Source organism: Nocardioides sp. NPDC004968, from assembly GCF_040608935.1.
In the GTDB taxonomy this organism is placed as follows: Bacteria; Actinomycetota; Actinomycetes; order Propionibacteriales; family Nocardioidaceae; genus Nocardioides.
This window is the reverse complement of record NZ_JBEXJF010000053.1, coordinates 1-12,190: the sequence shown is the minus strand read 5'-3', so window position 1 is coordinate 12,190 and position 12,190 is coordinate 1. Positions and strand designations below refer to the sequence as shown.

General features: G+C 69.6%; 14 protein-coding genes. 9 read left to right on the top strand and 5 right to left on the bottom strand.

The genetic code is table 11. From position 1 onward, the window contains the following. Nucleotides 1-14: 14 nt before the first annotated feature. The 7 genes from ABZU72_RS27220 to ABZU72_RS27190 all read left to right on the top strand — a co-directional run bounded on the left by ABZU72_RS27220 (nt 15) and on the right by ABZU72_RS27190 (nt 6,393). On the top strand, nt 15-1,019 hold the full coding sequence (locus ABZU72_RS27220) for an NEW3 domain-containing protein (protein WP_355021898.1): 1,005 nt from the start codon (nt 15-17) through the stop codon (nt 1,017-1,019). Between the two features lie 93 nt (nt 1,020-1,112). Continuing rightward, nucleotides 1,113-2,012 carry a Gfo/Idh/MocA family oxidoreductase gene (locus ABZU72_RS27215; protein ID WP_355021897.1) on the top strand — a complete coding sequence of 300 codons (900 nt, stop codon included), beginning with the start codon at nt 1,113-1,115 and terminating at the stop codon, nt 2,010-2,012. 160 nt (nt 2,013-2,172) lie between these two features. Further along, nucleotides 2,173-3,861 (top strand): fumarate hydratase, encoded by a 1,689-nt coding sequence (locus ABZU72_RS27210; protein WP_355021896.1) that lies wholly within the window; start codon nt 2,173-2,175, stop codon nt 3,859-3,861. A 61-nt stretch (nt 3,862-3,922) separates the two neighbouring features. Continuing rightward, a complete protein-coding gene (locus ABZU72_RS27205; protein ID WP_355021895.1) occupies nt 3,923-4,867 on the top strand; it encodes an ABC transporter ATP-binding protein in 945 nt (314 codons plus the stop codon). Further along, nucleotides 4,864-5,730 (top strand): ABC transporter permease, encoded by an 867-nt coding sequence (locus ABZU72_RS27200; RefSeq protein WP_355021894.1) that lies wholly within the window; start codon nt 4,864-4,866, stop codon nt 5,728-5,730. The genes ABZU72_RS27205 and ABZU72_RS27200 overlap by 4 nt, the downstream gene beginning before the upstream one ends. Nucleotides 5,731-5,733: 3 nt before the next feature. Next, nucleotides 5,734-5,967 carry a helix-turn-helix transcriptional regulator gene (locus ABZU72_RS27195; RefSeq protein ID WP_292648302.1) on the top strand — a complete coding sequence of 78 codons (234 nt, stop codon included), beginning with the start codon at nt 5,734-5,736 and terminating at the stop codon, nt 5,965-5,967. A gap of 114 nt (nt 5,968-6,081) precedes the next feature. Beyond that, nucleotides 6,082-6,393, top strand: a complete 312-nt coding sequence (locus ABZU72_RS27190) for a zf-TFIIB domain-containing protein (RefSeq protein WP_355021893.1) — start codon at nt 6,082-6,084, stop codon at nt 6,391-6,393. Nucleotides 6,394-6,474: 81 nt separating this feature from the next. On the opposite strand, the gene ABZU72_RS27185 is transcribed toward ABZU72_RS27190, so the two are convergent. The 5 genes from ABZU72_RS27185 to ABZU72_RS27165 all read right to left on the bottom strand — a co-directional run bounded on the left by ABZU72_RS27185 (nt 6,475) and on the right by ABZU72_RS27165 (nt 9,997). After that, on the bottom strand, nt 6,475-7,017 hold the full coding sequence (locus ABZU72_RS27185) for a GNAT family N-acetyltransferase (RefSeq protein WP_355021892.1): 543 nt from the start codon (nt 7,015-7,017) through the stop codon (nt 6,475-6,477). Nucleotides 7,018-7,078: 61 nt separating this feature from the next. Beyond that, nucleotides 7,079-8,107, bottom strand: a complete 1,029-nt coding sequence (locus ABZU72_RS27180) for an SPFH domain-containing protein (protein WP_355021891.1) — start codon at nt 8,105-8,107, stop codon at nt 7,079-7,081. Between the two features lie 15 nt (nt 8,108-8,122). Next, a complete protein-coding gene (locus ABZU72_RS27175) occupies nt 8,123-8,569 on the bottom strand; it encodes an NfeD family protein (RefSeq protein ID WP_355021890.1) in 447 nt (148 codons plus the stop codon). Nucleotides 8,570-8,630: 61 nt separating this feature from the next. Continuing rightward, nucleotides 8,631-9,131, bottom strand: a complete 501-nt coding sequence (locus ABZU72_RS27170) for a DUF6328 family protein (RefSeq protein WP_355021889.1) — start codon at nt 9,129-9,131, stop codon at nt 8,631-8,633. Continuing rightward, nucleotides 9,131-9,997 (bottom strand): glucose 1-dehydrogenase, encoded by an 867-nt coding sequence (locus tag ABZU72_RS27165; RefSeq protein ID WP_355021888.1) that lies wholly within the window; start codon nt 9,995-9,997, stop codon nt 9,131-9,133. Before ABZU72_RS27165 ends, ABZU72_RS27170 begins: the two co-directional genes overlap by 1 nt. 36 nt (nt 9,998-10,033) lie before the next feature. On the opposite strand from ABZU72_RS27165, the gene ABZU72_RS27160 reads away from it, so the two are divergent. Both ABZU72_RS27160 and ABZU72_RS27155 read left to right on the top strand, forming a co-directional pair. Then, nucleotides 10,034-10,720 carry a hypothetical protein gene (locus tag ABZU72_RS27160; RefSeq protein WP_355021887.1) on the top strand — a complete coding sequence of 229 codons (687 nt, stop codon included), beginning with the start codon at nt 10,034-10,036 and terminating at the stop codon, nt 10,718-10,720. A gap of 18 nt (nt 10,721-10,738) precedes the next feature. After that, nucleotides 10,739-12,127: a class II fumarate hydratase gene (locus tag ABZU72_RS27155; RefSeq protein ID WP_355021886.1), complete on the top strand. Its 1,389-nt coding sequence runs from the start codon at nt 10,739-10,741 to the stop codon at nt 12,125-12,127. Nucleotides 12,128-12,190 lie beyond the last annotated feature (63 nt).

Sequence of the window (12,190 nt, the reverse complement as noted above, 5' to 3'; positions counted from 1 at the left end):
GAAAGGCACCTACCATGGTCGCTCCGTCGTTCATCGCCCGCGCGGCTCTCGCGCTCACGATCGCCCTCGGCGGTCTTCTGATGGCCCCCGCCGCCACCACAGCGGCACCAGCAGCGGCTGCTGCGGCGACCACAGACACGGTCGGCGTCGCCATCGGAGCGGTCGACCTCGACGGGCCGGCCATCGTCGAGGTGCCGGTCACCGTCCGCAACCAATCGACGGCGGCGCTGCGCAAGCTCACGGTCTCGCTCCGGGGACCGGTGGGCTGGCAGGTCGCCCCGGCTTCGCGGTCGGTCTCGGGAGCCGTGAAGCCGGGCGCCAGCGCCACCGTCACCTTCTCGGTGCGGGTGCCCGAGCGGCGTCCGGGCTTCCATCTGCGCACCTTCACCGCCACGGCCGCCTACCGCGGCGGTGACGGCGCGGGTGCCGCGGTCGGCACGCGGGTGGAGCGCTCCGGCGAGCCGATGGCCAATCTGGCGGCGGCCTTCAACAACACCGGGGTCACCGACGAGAGCGCCACCACCGCCGGGAACTTCGACGGTGCCGGCAACAGCTTCTCGGCCCAGAAGCTGGCCGACGTGGGCCTGGGCCGGGGGGCCGAGGTCGAGGCGCTGGGCGCCACCCTGACGATGCCCGACGTCGCGCCCGGCACGGCCGACAACGTCGCCAGCGGCGGCCAAGCCGTGAAGGTGAGCGGCAGCGGCGACGCGCTGGTCCTGCTCGGCTCGGGCAGCAGCTACGGTGCCACGGGCACGGTCACCGTCTTCTACACCGACGGCACGTCGTCGACGGACGAGACCGGTCTGCCCAACTGGTCGTTCCAGGAGCCCGACGCGCACGGCGCGACGTTGGTCGCCTCGAGCGTCGGTCGCAACCGACCCGACGGGTACGGCGACGCGGCCTACCAGTACCGGGTCTTCGCCAACTCGGTGCCGCTGACCGCCGGCAAGACCGTCGACTTCGTGGTCCTGCCCGCCAACAGTGCCCTGCATGTGTTCGCGATGGGCCTCGCCGGCTGACCCGCTCGGGTAGGTTGCCGAAGTCAGGAGAGCACCCGAGCGAGTTCGAGGATCACATGTCCAGGCACACCCGGCTCGTAACGGTGCTCACCGATGCCTGAGCGCGTCCTGCGCGTGGGGCTGGTGGGCTCCGGGCCCTGGGCCCGGCTGACCGTGGCGCCGGCGCTCGCCGCCGCGCCCGAGGTGCGGCTGACCCACGGCTGGTCGCGCAACGACGCCGACCTCGCCGACCTGGCCCGCCGACACGGCTTCGAGCCGGCGAGCACCTACGTCGACCTGCTGGACCGGGTCGACGTCGTCGCGTTCTGCGTGCCGCCCGACGTCCAGGCCGGGCTGACGCCGGCGGCGTTGGACGCCGGCAAGGCGCTGCTGCTCGAGAAGCCGGTGGCCCGTCGGGTCGAGCAGGCCGAGCGGCTGCACGGACATCCCGAGCCGGTGCTCGTCCACTACTCCCGGCTGCTCGACAGCACCGTCGCCCCGTGGTTGGACGCCGCGGCCGAACGCACGTGGTCATCGGCGAGAGCGGTGCTCACGAATACGGCCACAGTCGGCGACGACCCCTTCGGCCGATCTGCGTGGCGGCGCGAGACCGACGGCGCCCTGTGGGATCTCGGACCCCACGTGCTCGCCGCCCTGCAGGTCGCGCTCGGTGACGTGACGACCGTCTCGGCCCGCCGTACCGACGAGGGCATCGTGCTCGAGACCACCCATGCGCGAGGGGCGAGCGCGCGGTCGCTGGTGTCGGTCTCGGCGTCCACGAAGCAGGACGTCCTCGAGCTGGTCGGCGCCGACGACTGCGTGCACCGCCTGCCCCGGGACCCACGGCAGGGCGGGGTCCAGACCTACCGCGCGCTCGTCTCCGGCCTGGTGCCGCCGTCCGGCCCGTCCCGCGGCCCGTGCGCCGCGGCGGTGATGGATCCCGCCTTCAGTACCTCCGTGGTGGCGACGCTGGTCGCGGCATCGGCGGCCCTGCGAGCCGGGCCCGCCGCCTGACGGCCGGCTCCCAGCCCCCGCCCCGCCCCGCGCGTAACAGCCACGACTCCACGCCACCCTCGAGAAGGCCGGCGCCATCCTCTGCCCTCGGTGTCGGCCCCGGAGCCGACGCCGGGACCGAGGCCGGGACCGAGGCCGGGGCGGCGTACGATTCCCTTTCGTGGCTGACGTTGAGTTCCGGTACTCCGACCTCCTCCCGACCGGCAAGGACGACACTCCTTACCGGCTGATCAGCAGCGAGGGGGTGGAAGAGATCGAGGTCGACGGGCGCAAGTTCCTCAAGGTCGACCCCGAGGCGATCCGGCGGCTGACCGCCGAGGCGATGAAGGACATCAACCAGTACCTCCGCCCGGCCCACCTCCAGCAGCTCCGCAAGATCATCGACGACCCCGAGGCCTCGGGCAACGACCGCTTCGTCGCGCTCGACCTGCTCAAGAACGTCAACATCTCCGCCGGCGGGATCCTGCCGATGTGCCAGGACACCGGCACCGCGATCGTGATGGGCAAGAAGTCCGAGGGTGTGCTGACCGGCGCCGACGACGCCGAGACCGTCAGCCGCGGCGTCTTCGACGCCTACACCAAGCTCAACCTGCGCTACTCCCAGCTGGCGCCGCTGACCACGTACGAGGAGAAGAACACCGGCTCCAACCTGCCCGCGCAGGTCGAGATCTACTCGACCAGCGAGGGGGAGAACGGCCCGGAGTACAAGTTCCTCTTCATGGCGAAGGGCGGCGGCTCGGCCAACAAGTCGTTCCTGTTCCAGGAGACCAAGGCGATCCTCAACCCCGACCGGATCCTGACCTTCCTCGACGAGAAGATCCGCTCGCTCGGCACCGCCGCCTGCCCGCCGTACCACCTCGCCGTCGTCATCGGCGGGACCTCCGCGGAGTTCGCGCTGAAGACGGCCAAGTACGCCTCGGCCCACTACCTCGACAACCTCCCGACCGAGGGCTCGATGAGCGCCCACGGCTTTCGCGACACCGACCTCGAGGAGAAGGTCTTCGAGCTGACCCAGTCCTTCGGGATCGGAGCCCAGTTCGGTGGCAAGTACTTCTGCCATGACGTACGCGTCGTCCGGCTCCCCCGCCACGGCGCGAGCTGTCCGGTGGCGATCGCGGTCTCCTGCTCCGCCGACCGCCAGGCGCTGGGCAAGATCACCCGCGACGGCGTCTTCCTCGAGCAGCTCGAGACCGACCCGGCGCAGTACATGCCCGACGCTGGCATGGCCGAGGAGATCGCGGCCGGCGAGGTCGTGGACATCGACCTGAACCAGCCGATGTCGGAGATCCTGGCGACGCTGTCGCAGCACCCGGTCAAGACCCGTCTCTCCCTGTCCGGCCCGATGGTCGTGGCCCGCGACATCGCGCACGCCAAGATCAAGGAGCGCCTCGACGCCGGCGAGGAGATGCCGGACTACCTGAAGAACCACCCGGTCTACTACGCCGGTCCCGCCAAGACGCCCGAGGGGATGGCCTCAGGCTCCTTCGGCCCGACCACCGCCGGCCGGATGGACTCCTACGTCGAGCAGTTCCAGGCCGCGGGCGGATCGATGGTCATGCTCGCCAAGGGCAACCGCTCCAAGGTCGTGGCCGAGGCCTGCGGGACCTACGGCGGCTTCTACCTCGGCTCCATCGGTGGCCCCGCCGCCCGGCTGGCGCAGGACTGCATCAAGTCGGTCGAGGTGCTCGAGTACCCCGAGCTCGGCATGGAGGCGGTCTGGAAGATCGAGGTCGAGAACTTCCCGGCCTTCATCGTCGTCGACGGCGAGGGCAACGACTTCTTCACCGACCCGAGCGGAACGACCACCGTCCCCCTGACCGGGATCCGGGTGCGCTCCAAGGAGCGCTGAGCCGGGGGGGCCACACCCAATTCGCTGTCGCACTTCGTCTATCGGTCGTAGTATTCCTGCTATGCCCGATAGCGAGAGCACAACAGCGCTCACCGACCTAGCGCTCGACGTACGCGACCTGCGGGTGCGCTACGGCAGCAACGAGGTGCTCAAGGGCGTGACCTTCTCCGCCCGTCGCGGCGAGGTCGTCGCCCTGCTCGGCCCCAACGGCGCCGGCAAGACCACGACCATCGAGGTCCTCGAAGGATTCCGGATGCCGACCTCAGGCGACGTCTCGGTGCTGGGCTCCGACCCGGCACGGGGCGACGAGCGGTGGCGTGCGCGGGTCGGCGTGGTGCTCCAGTCATGGCGGGACCACAGCCGCTGGCGGGTGCGCGACCTGCTCGACTACCACGCGCGGTTCTACGCGCCGTACGCGACCGCTGAGGTCCCTCGCCCGTGGGACGTCGACGAGCTCCTCGCCGTCGTCGGCCTCACCGCCCACGCAGACCAGAGGGTGATGCGGCTCTCCGGCGGCCAGCGCCGCCGGGTCGACGTCGCGATCGGCATCGTCGGCCGTCCTGAGCTGGTGTTCCTCGACGAGCCGACGGCCGGCTTCGACCCGCACGCGCGACGAGAGTTCCACGAACTCGTGCACCGGCTCTCCGACTTCGAGAACACGACCGTGCTGCTGACCACCCACGACCTGGCCGAGGCGGAGAAGCTCGCCGACCGGATCCTCGTGCTCGACCGCGGCACGATTATCGCCGACGGCAGTCCCGACAAGCTGGCCCTCGACCTCGCGACCAAGGCGGAGGTCCGCTGGACCGCCGGAGGCGAGCGGCACGTGCACGCGGTCGAGGACCGCGACCCGACCGAGTTCGTACGCCGCCTGCTCGCGACCGACCCCGACGTGACTGAGCTCGAGGTGAAACGGGCCAACCTCGAGGACACCTACCTGGCGCTCGTCCAGCGGGTCGAGAGCGGCCAGTCCGAGGAGCACGAGAAACTGGAGGCGCTGTCATGATCACCACCGGGACGAGAAGTACGCGCGGCGTCGCCGTACGCGCCGGGCTGCACCGCGGGTGGCTGGAGACCAAGTATTCGCTGACCGACGTCGGCGACATCTTCTGGATGCTCCTGTTCCCGGTCAGCTTCACGGTGACGCTGCTGTTCATGCGCGGCAACACCGTGCCCGGCACCGACCTCGCACTGGGTGCGATGGTGCTGCCGAGCCTGATCGGGATGTCGATCGCCTTCGGCGGCCTCGCGGGCCCGGCGATGCAGATCGCCACCGACCGTGAGGACGGCACGCTGCTGCGGGCCAAAGCGACGCCCGACGGGATGCTCGGCTACCTGATCGGCAAGATCTGGTTCTTCGGGCTGACCACGCTGGCCAGCCTGGTGCTGCTCGCGATTCCCGCGCTGACGGTGATCGGCGACCTCCGGATTGACGGCCGCACGGCGCTGCTGCTCCCAGTCATCTTCGTCGTCGGCATGGTCGCGACCGTTCCGATCGGGTCGGCGCTCGGCTCGATCTTCAAGTCGAGCGCCCAGTCGATGCTGATCATGCTGGCCTCGATGCTGTTGATCGCCATCTCCGGCATCTTCTACCCGATCACCGCGATGCCCACCTGGCTGCAGTGGGTCGGGCAGATCTTCCCCTTCTACTGGCTCGGGCTCGGCACGCGGTCCGCGATGATGCCTGCGGGGGCGGAGGCCGCGGAGATCGGAGACTCCTGGCGCACGGTCGAGATGTTCGGCGTCCTCGGCGTCTGGGCCGTGGTCGGCCTCGTGCTGGCACCGATCGTGCTCCGCCGGATGGCTCGCCGCCAGACCGGCTCCGCGATCGCTGCCGCGCGCGACAAGGTCATGACCAGGGGCTACTGACCTGTGGCCAACGAATCGGACACCGTCTACAACCGGATCGCGATGCTACGCGCCGAGCGCGGCATCTCCCGTCGGGAGCTCGCCGACGCCCTCGGCGTCCACTACCAGACCGTGGGCTACCTGGAGCGGGGCGAATACAGCCCCTCGTTGCATCTTGCTCTGCGGATCGCCGCCTACTTCGACGTCGCCGTCGACGTCGTCTTCGCCATCGAGCCGTTCAAGCGTCTCGGCGACTGATCCCATTCCTTCCGGAGCAGCCGAAGACCGGACGACCGCCGACGCTGAGCCTCGGCGATGCGGGGCGACCGGATAGGTTGATGGGCGCCGATCCCCGACGACGAGGAGACCCCCATGCAGTGCCCCATCGACGGTGCCACCCTAGTGATGAGCGAGCGCCAAGGCATCGAGATCGACTACTGCCCGCAGTGCCGTGGCGTGTGGCTGGACCGCGGCGAGATCGACAAGATCGTCGAACGGTCCGTCGGCGCCCCGCAGCCCGGCGGCTACCAGCAGCCCCGCCAGGAGCAGCGCGACGAGCGACGCTATGAGAAGCGGGACTACGAGAAGAAAGAGCACGAGCGGCGCGACTACGACGACGACCGGCGCCACGACAAGCGCCACAGCCACCACCGTGAGTCCTGGTTGGGTGACCTCTTCGGCTGATCCGGCTGGAGGCCACGAACGCGCTTGACGGTCCCTGCGACACACCGACATGCGGTGTGTCGCAGGGGTTTCCCGCAGGCCCTATGGCCGCCACTCACGTCGGAGCAGCCCGAAGACCCACGAGTCCGAGACATCGCCGTTCACCACGCAGTCCTCGCGCAGCGTCCCCTCCAGCGTGAAGCCGAGCTTCTCCAGCACCCGGGCAGAGGCGGCGTTGCGGGTGTCGGCCTCCGCCTGGACCCGGTTCAGGTCCAGCGTGTCGAACGCCCATCCCAGGAGCGCACCCGCGGCCTCGGTCGCGATGCCCTGACCCCATCCGGCCCTGGCGAGGCAGTAGCCCAGCGAGGCGCTGCGAAATTCGGGGTTCCAGGAGTTCAGGGTGCACCAACCGACGAAGGTGGAGTCTCGCTCGATGACCATCCGCGCCCCGCTCCCCTCCTCGGCCATCGCACGGCTTCGGGCGATGAACTGCTCGGCACGCGCCCGCTCGGTCCAGGGCGGCGAGTCCCAGTAGCGCAGCACGTACGCGTCGCTCTGGAGGGTGAACAGCGGCTCGGCATCGGCGTCGGCGAACGGCCGCAGCCGCAACCGCTCGGTCGTCAGCGTCGGGGTGGGCAGCGGCACCCCGCCATCCTGTCAGCGACCGGGTGCCCTCAGGAAACGGGTTTCTGCGACCTCCGCGGCGTCACCCGATGATGCGATCCGCCCGGGCCGACTCCTCGTGTGCCGCCTCGACGGCCTTGGCCGCCTCGTGCTCCGCCTGCTCGATCGCCTCACGAGGCGAGGGAACCGGCGGCGTACGTCCTGCGTCGTGGCCGTTGTCCGACCCCTTCGCCGACTGCATAGAGGAGGCGTTGTCGGCGAAGGCGCCGGTGACTGTGCGCATCGCCTCGGTGAGCTCGCCGGGGATGACCCAGAACGAGTTGCCGTGCGAGGCGAGCGAGGGCAGCATCTCGAGGTACTTGTAGGCCAGGACCTTGGGGTCGGCGTCGTTGGCGTGGACCGCCTGGAAGACCCGCTCCAGCGCCGTGGCCTCACCCTCGGCCTCGAGGATCCGGGCCTGCTGGTTGCCCTCCGCCTCCAGGATGGACTTCTGCCGGGTGCCCTCGGCCTCGAGGATCAGCGAGGCCCGCTTGCCCTCCGCGTGCAGGATGGCGGCGCGCTTGTCACGCTCGGCGCGCATCTGCTTCTCCATCGCCTCCTTGATCGAGGCCGGCGGGTCGATCGCCTTGATCTCGACCCGGTTGACCCGGATCCCCCACTTCCCGGTGGCGTCGTCGAGCACCTCACGCAGCCGCGCGTTGATCGTCTCGCGCGAGGTCAGGGTGCTCTCCAGGTCCATCGAGCCGATCAGGTTTCGCAGGGTCGTGACGGTGAGCTGGTCGATCGCCTGCAGGTAGTTGGCGACCTCGTAGGCGGCCGACCGCGGGTCGGTGATCTGGTAGTAGAGCACCGTGTCGATGTTGACCACCAGGTTGTCCTCGGTGATCACCGGCCGCGGGTTGGAGGAGTAGACCGTCTCGCGTACGTCCAGCTTGGTGTTGACCCGGTCCACCAGCGGGATCACGAAGTTGAGCCCTGGCTGCAGGGTGATCCGGTAGCGCCCGAAGCGCTCGATGTTGTAGCGCCTGGCCTGCGGCACGATCCGCACCGTCGAGGCGACGGCCCCGACCACCAGCCCGACCAGAACCAGAACGATCAGCAGAAGTTCCATGTCGTACGTCTCCTCCTAGGGCGACAGCGACAGCGGGTCCCGCGGATGCACGAGCGCCGTCGCGCCTTCGATCTCGAGCACGTCGACCCGGCATCCGACAGGGATGACCAGGTCCTCGTCATAGGGGCGGGCGGTCCATTCCTCGCCCGCGAGCCGGACCAGCCCGTGCGCGTAGCTCACCTCCGCGACGACGACCGCCTGACGGCCGACCAGCGCGTCGGTGCCATCACGCACCGGCGGCGGCAGGGCCATGTGACGGCGTGCGATCGGCCGCACCAGCAGCACGCTGCCGCCACCGGCGAGCGCGAAGATCAGCATCTGCAGGAGCACGGGCGCGCCGAGGGCGGCGCTGCCCGCGGCAAGCAGCGCCCCGCCGGCGACGAAAGCGAACGCCAGCGTCATCGTGAACGCCTCGGCAACTCCGAGCAGTACCGCGACGATGATCCAGAAGTACGACCACATAAGCCCACCAGACTTCGGTTCCTCACCAGGGTACTCCCGGTGTGGTGGACATCACATGGGATCAGTGCGAGTTGTTTCGCCCGTTCATCAGTGGCAGTCCCACCCACAGCGAGACGAACAGGACCAGGACGCCGAGGGAGGCGACGACCCCGGCTCCGAAGGAGAGAACGACGTCGAAGACGAGCAGCACGACCAGCGCCGAGGTGATCGCGATACCCGCCAGGCCGGCCCGCGCACAGGCGTGCGAGGCCTTGACCAGCCACGGCCGCTGGCGGCGCCGGAACAGGATCCGGTGGAAGGAGACGGGGGCGATGATCAAGGACGTGGTGACGACCGAGCCGACCAGCACCACGAGGTAGATCGTCTGCTGATGGTCGGCCAAGTCCGGGAAGCGGGGCGAGAACGGGACCGTCAGCAGGAAACCGGTCAGGATCTGCACGCCGGTCTGCAGCACCCGAAGCTCTTGGAGGAGCTCGTTCCAGTTACGGGTGATCCGCTCCGCCGGGCCCTCGTCCGGACCACCACCTTCGATCGCATCGCGGTGAAAGCTGCTCGCGGCCATCAGAACACCGGCCGTCCCCCAGTCACCCCGAGGACGGTGCCGGAGACGTAGGACGCCTCGGCCGGAGAGGCCAGGAACACGAACGCCGGCGCGACCTCGGCCGGCTGACCGGCGCGCCCCAGCGGTGTGTTGGCCCCGAACTTCTGCACCTTCTCCGGCGCCTGCGTCGCCGGCTGCAACGGGGTCCAGATCGGCCCCGGCGCCACCGCGTTCACCCGGACCCCATCGGGCCCGAGCTCGGCGGCGAGGTTGACGGTGAAGTTGTTGATGGCCGCCTTGGTCGCGGCGTAGTCGAGCAGGCTGGTCGAGGGTTCGTACGCCTGGATCGAGGCGTTGTTGATGACGCAGCCGTTGCTCTTCTGCAGGTGCGGGACGGCTGCCCGGGTCAGCCAGAGCAGGGCGTAGAGATTGGTCTTGAACGTCCGGTCGATCCGCTCGTCGTCCATGTCCGTCAGACCCTTGTCGCGGGCGAACTGGTAGCCGGCGTTGTTGACCAGGATGTCGAGGCCGCCGAGCTCCTGCACGGTGCGTTCGACGACCTCGTCGCACGCCTCGCGCTCGCGCAGGTCGATCGGGATGGCCAGCGGCGTACGTCCGGCCTCCTCGACCAGCTTCGAGGTCGTCTGCGCGTCCGTCTCCTCCTCCGGGAGGTAGGTGAAGGCCACGTCGGCCCCTTCACGGGCGTACGCGATGGCGACCGCGCGGCCGATGCCGGAGTCGGCACCGGTGATGAGCGCGACCTTGCCATCGAGGCGACCGTGGCCCTGGTAGCTGGACTCGCCGTGGTCGGGCAGCGGGTCCATCTCACCGGTGAGCCCCGGAGGCTCCTGCTGCTGGGCTGGGAACTGGGTGTTGTCATCGCTCATGAAGGGCCCGGTACCCACATCCGACACAATGGAGTCGTGAGTGGGAGTGAATCGGTGATCGTCGACGGCGGGCTGGCCCTACGGCATCGAGCGGACGGCCACCTGGAGCTGCGGGCCAACGGGATCTTCGTGATGGACACCCGAGAGACCTCGACCGAGAAGGCGCTGGCCACGCACGCCCTCGAGCTGCACCCGGCGCCGAAGCACGTGCTCATCGGTGGCCTCGGGCTCGGGTTCACCCTCGAGGCCGTGCTGACCGACCCACGGGTCGAGGCGGTCACGGTCGTCGAGATCGAGCCGCGCCTGGTCGAGTGGATGCGGACCGGCCGGATCCCCCATGGCCCCGACCTGCTGAAGGACGAGCGCGTCCACATCGAGGTGGCCGACGTGGCCGTGGTCCTGCGCGAGAGCCGGGCCGAGGCGTACGACGTCGTGCTGCTGGACGTCGACAACGGCCCCGGCTACCTGGTCCACGACGCCAACGGGGCGCTGTACGAGGCGCCCGCGCTGGCGGATGCGCGGCGAGCGACGGCCCCGGGTGGCACCGTGGTGGTGTGGTCGGCGGCGAAGGCTCCGGCGCTGCTGGAGGTGATGGCGCAGGTCTTCGACGACGCCGAGGCGCTCTCCTACCCGGTCGACCTGCAGGGGCACTCCGAGACGTACTGGCTCTATGTGGGCCGGCTCGCTGCCGGCGGGGTCTCGCGAGGGAATGGCACCAACTAGTCAAAGGTTGAATCAGACATGGACGACATGAGCTTTCGCATCGAGCACGACTCCATGGGAGAGGTCCGGGTCCCGAAGGACGCGTTGTGGCGCGCCCAGACCCAGCGGGCCGTGGAGAACTTCCCCATCTCGGGCACGCCCATCGAGCCGGCGCTGATCCGTGCGATCGGTCACGTGAAGGCGGCCGCCGCCAAGGCCAACTTCGACCTCGGCGTCCTGCCCGGCGACAAGGCCGAGGCGATCATCGCCGCCGCGGGCGAGGTCTCCGAGGGCCGCCACGACGACGCGTTCCCGATCGACGTCTTCCAGACCGGTTCCGGCACCTCCTCCAACATGAACGCCAACGAGGTGATCGCCTCCTTGGTGGCGCGGGCGGGCGGCGACGTACATCCCAACGACCACGTCAACGCCTCTCAGTCCTCCAACGACACCTTCCCGACCGCGATCCACGTCGCGGCCGCCGTCGCCGTCACCGAGCAGCTGCTGCCCGCGATCGACGTGCTGGCCGGCTCGCTCGAGGCGAAGGCCGAGGAGTTCTCCGGGCTGGTGAAGTCGGGGCGTACGCACCTGATGGACGCGACGCCGGTCACCCTGGGCCAGGAGTTCGGAGGGTATGCAGCCACCGTCCGCTACGCGGCCGAGCGGCTCGAGGCGGTGCTCCCGAGGGTGCGCGAGCTGGCGCTGGGCGGCACCGCGGTCGGGACCGGCATCAACACGCCCGCCGGGTTCCCGCAGGCGGTGATCGCCGACCTCTCCAACCGCACCGGGCAGCCGTTCACCGAGGCCCGCAACCACTTCGAGGCCCAGGGCACCCGCGACTCGCTGGTCGAGCTCTCCGGCGTCCTGAAGACGCTCGCGGTCGGCCTGATCAAGATCAACAACGACCTGCGCTGGATGTCGTCCGGCCCCACCACCGGCCTGGCCGAGATCCACCTGCCCGACCTCCAGCCGGGCTCATCGATCATGCCCGGCAAGGTCAACCCGGTCGTGCCGGAAGCCACCTTGATGGTCGCGTTCCAGGTGATCGGCAACGACGCCGCGGTGACCGCCGCCGGCGCCTCGGGCGCCTTCGAGCTCAACGTCGCGATGCCAGTGATGGCCCGCAACATCCTGGAGTCGATCCGCCTGCTCTCCACCTCGATGACCGTCCTGGCCGAGCGCACCGTCGACGGGATCGTCCCCGTCCCCGAGCGTCTCCGCGCCTACGCCGAGTCCTCCCCCTCGATCGTCACCCCGCTCAACAAGTACATCGGCTACGAGGCCGCCGCCAAGGTCGCCAAGCAGGCCCTCGCCGAGGGCGCCACGATCAAGGACACCGTCATCAAGCTCGGCTACGTCGCCGACGGCACTCTCACCGAGGCCCAACTGGACGAAGCCCTGGACGTAGAGTCGATGACCCACCCCTGAAACGCCGAGTCGGCTCATCCTGACCAAGAAACACGTCGAGTCGGCGCGTCATGACGCGCCGAC

Bases quoted from the DNA above. Each gene is read 5' to 3' on its own strand.
- ABZU72_RS27220 (WP_355021898.1), top strand. From the start codon at position 15: ATGGTCGCTCCGTCGTTCATCGCCCGCGCGGCTCTCGCGCTCACGATC.
- ABZU72_RS27215 (WP_355021897.1), top strand. From the start codon at position 1,113: ATGCCTGAGCGCGTCCTGCGCGTGGGGCTGGTGGGCTCCGGGCCCTGG.
- ABZU72_RS27205 (WP_355021895.1), top strand. From the start codon at position 3,923: ATGCCCGATAGCGAGAGCACAACAGCGCTCACCGACCTAGCGCTCGAC.
- ABZU72_RS27200 (WP_355021894.1), top strand. From the start codon at position 4,864: ATGATCACCACCGGGACGAGAAGTACGCGCGGCGTCGCCGTACGCGCC.
- ABZU72_RS27190 (WP_355021893.1), top strand. From the start codon at position 6,082: ATGCAGTGCCCCATCGACGGTGCCACCCTAGTGATGAGCGAGCGCCAA.
- ABZU72_RS27180 (WP_355021891.1), bottom strand. From the start codon at position 8,107: ATGGAACTTCTGCTGATCGTTCTGGTTCTGGTCGGGCTGGTGGTCGGG.
- ABZU72_RS27175 (WP_355021890.1), bottom strand. From the start codon at position 8,569: ATGTGGTCGTACTTCTGGATCATCGTCGCGGTACTGCTCGGAGTTGCC.
- ABZU72_RS27170 (WP_355021889.1), bottom strand. From the start codon at position 9,131: ATGGCCGCGAGCAGCTTTCACCGCGATGCGATCGAAGGTGGTGGTCCG.
- ABZU72_RS27165 (WP_355021888.1), bottom strand. From the start codon at position 9,997: ATGAGCGATGACAACACCCAGTTCCCAGCCCAGCAGCAGGAGCCTCCG.
- ABZU72_RS27155 (WP_355021886.1), top strand. From the start codon at position 10,739: ATGGACGACATGAGCTTTCGCATCGAGCACGACTCCATGGGAGAGGTC.